The sequence below is a fragment of the Pseudoduganella sp. RAF53_2 genome (assembly GCF_052113985.1).
Classification (GTDB): domain Bacteria; phylum Pseudomonadota; class Gammaproteobacteria; order Burkholderiales; family Burkholderiaceae_D; genus Rugamonas.
Map to the genome: position 1 here is coordinate 1 of NZ_JBFRDW010000700.1, position 3,016 is coordinate 3,016.

2 protein-coding genes and 1 pseudogene are annotated in these 3,016 nt (G+C 61.4%); 2 read left to right on the forward strand and 1 reads right to left on the reverse strand.

Annotation, left to right across the window (positions count from 1 at the left end):
* Positions 1-716, forward strand: a 716-nt coding sequence (locus tag AB4Z11_RS28040; RefSeq protein WP_442029112.1) for a LytR C-terminal domain-containing protein, incomplete at its 5' end; no start/stop codon positions are given.
* Positions 717-733: 17 nt separating this feature from the next.
* Entirely contained in the window at positions 734-2,749 is a 2,016-nt protein-coding gene (locus AB4Z11_RS28045; protein WP_442029113.1) for a hypothetical protein, read from the forward strand.
* Here AB4Z11_RS28045 and AB4Z11_RS28050 read toward each other — a convergent pair.
* Positions 2,746-3,016, reverse strand: a pseudogene (locus AB4Z11_RS28050) (PLP-dependent aminotransferase family protein); the annotation flags it as partial. The gene AB4Z11_RS28045 and the pseudogene AB4Z11_RS28050 overlap by 4 nt on opposite strands.

Here is a 3,016-nt window from a genome sequence, read left to right on the forward strand (position 1 = left end):
GTCGGAAGTCGGAAGCTGAGCAACCCATGATCGCTGCCAACGCTCCTGCAGCCGCCCCCCTCGCCTCAGGCATTCCATCCGCTCCGGCAGCGCTTCAGCCCCAGGCACCGGTCGCGGAATCAACCGAACCGGCGCCGGAGCCTTATGTGCAGCGCGCGCCGAAGGCAACCATGTCCATCACCGACCCGACCCAGCTTGCCTCGCGCATGGAACTGGTGCAGCTCTCACCTAACGTCTTCGAGCTGAAGCAGCGCGTAGCTGTCGCAGCATCAGCGGCGGCTGGTTCCGCTACTGCGCCCGCCGCAGCGATACCACTTGCCAAGCAAGAACCGAAAGCAGCCCAGGCGGCGCTTGCCGCGATGCCCAAAGCGACCAAAGTGCAAATGGCGCGCCTTGAAATCTCTAATGGCAACGGCGTCACCGGCATGGCTAAACGCTTCCGCAGCATGCTGGGCCAAATCGGCATTCCCGTTGACCGTCTGAGCAACGACAAGCCATACCGCCAGGTCGCTACCACGATCCAGTACAGCCCAGGTTTCGAAAAGCAGGCCGAAAGCCTGCAGAAAGCGCTGCAGGGTAAAGCCCAACTGGCCAGCCGCCAGTTGCAGGCAAGCGATGTGCGTATTGTGCTGGGCAAGGATGCGCAGCAAAGCCTGACCGCAGCAACCGAAGCAGCGGGACTCACACTCGTGGTACTTAACAACGACAACAACTAAGCACAATGGGGTGGCAAATGTCGAACACATCGAGGCTCACTGGTCTAGCAACCTTCCTGATCGCTTTCCTGCTTGCAGCCTTCCTCTCAGCCTGCGGCGGCGGCGGACGGGATGACGGCTGCATCAACGTCGACCCCACACGAAGCTCAGCGCTGCCCGGCTGCGGTGGCGCCACAACAAGCCCTGGTTCAGGCACGTCGGCAAGCGCCATGACCATGTCGCTGCTGGACAGCTCCGGGGCAACAACCACGACGCTCATGCCGGGCAATGCCGCTACGGTGAAGGTCAATCTGAAGGACAGCAATAATGCAACCGTCGCCAACTTGGTGGTGACTTTCTCCAGCACGGATGGAACAGCCGTATTTTCGCCGTCATCACGCACCGCCATGACTGACAGCAGCGGTAACGCAACTATCACCTTGGCCGCCGGGACGCAAGCAGGGGCGTTCACGGTAAGCGCCRGCGCAACGGTCGGTGTAACATCGGTCAAGGCTTCCGCCAATTACACCGTCAGCTTCCCTGCCCTTAGCCTGAGCGCCATGCAGGTTGCACCGTCAACACTGTCTGCCGGCGGCAACGCCAGCCTGACGGTCAGCATCATGAATGGCGATGCGCCTTATACGACGCCAGTCACGGTGAACTTCACTTCCTCATGTGTCGCCGCTGGCAAGGCAATCATCGGCACGCCAGTCACCACACAGAACGGCACCGCAACGGCAAGCTATACGGACAAAGGCTGTGGCACGACCGACAGGGTAACTGCTACCGTGACGCTGCCCAATGCGACATTGACCCAGTCCGCCTCCATCAATGTGCTGCCAGCGACGATCGGCTCTATCAAGTATATTGGGGTCGATACCGCCAACATCGCCCTTAAGGGCACCGGTGGGCCGGGCCGCCCCGAATATGCGACGGTGAAGTTCCAGGTGTTCGACATGAACGGCAGTCCGGTCGCAGGTCGGCAGGTGAGCTTCGTTTTCGCGGACAGCAACTCATCCAGCACAACGGGCGACCTGAAGCTCAATCCCGCAACTGCAACCAGTGCTGCTGATGGCACGGTCACAACGGCGGTATCCGCCGGTACCATTCCAACCTCGGTCCGCGTCATCGCCACCGTTGCAGGTTCCAATCCTCCGCTGACGTCAGTGTCCAGCCAGCTGGTGGTGTCCAGCGGCGTGCCGGATCAGGCGCACTTCTCGCTATCCACATCCACTGGCAACTGCGAAGGCTGGAATATCGACAAATTGTGCAGCACCGTACAAGTGATCCTTGGCGACCACTTTGGCAATCCGGTGCCGGACGGCACGGCGGTTAACTTCTCCGCAGAAGGTGGCGTGATCGGAGCGTCCTGCCAGACGGTGAACGGCGTTTGCACTGTGCCACTGTATTCGGCGCAGCCGCGGCCAGAGTCACGCATCACTGTTCTGGCTTACGCACTGGGTGAAGAAACGTTCACGGATACGAACGGCAATAACGTCTACGATCCCGGCGAGCCCTTCGCCGACCTGCCGCGGAACATCTTCCGTGACGATAACGAGAGCGGCACCTGGACTGCGGGAGAACCATGCATCGGTACCAATCCGCCCCCAGGCTGCACGGCGCCGGGAGACGGCATCTACAACGGCGTACTGCGCATTCCGCAAGTACCAAGCGCTCAGACCCTGTACGTATCGAGTCAGTTGGTGCAGCAGTTCTCGACCAGTGCCGCGGCAATCACCATCGCACCGGGAACATTGAGCTGCGTTGGCGTTTCGTCGGTCACGGCACAAGTGACGGTGACGGACCTGCACGGTGTATGGATGCCGGCTGGCTCCACCATCAGCTTCAGCGCACTTTTCGGCACATCGACTGTCACAACGGTGCCGTCCAGTGCGACCGTGCCAAATGTGGTGCTGGGTATTGGTTCGCCGCTAGGTATTCCTACCTATGTGGTTACCATTCCTTGCCCAACAGCCGGTGGCTCCGGGCAGTTCAATGTCACCGTCCAGTCGCCCAGCGGCGTGCTGACGCCCGCCAGCCGGGTGATCAACTAAGCCCCCAGTTCGCGCTGCAGGAAGCGCCAGATTTCTGGCCCCTGCAGCGCAGCCACATTCAGGCGCATGAACGTGGACGGCAGCTGGCTTGGCGAGAACAGGCTACCGGGCGCCAGCAGCAGGCCTTCGGCCATTGCATGTTCGGTCAGCACATTGGTGTCGCGTCCTGCATCGGCCCAGACGAATATGCCGGCCGGCGGCGCCACCGGCACTTTCAATCCCACCTGCTCCATCTGGCGTACAGCACGGGCGCGGACCGCGTCCAGC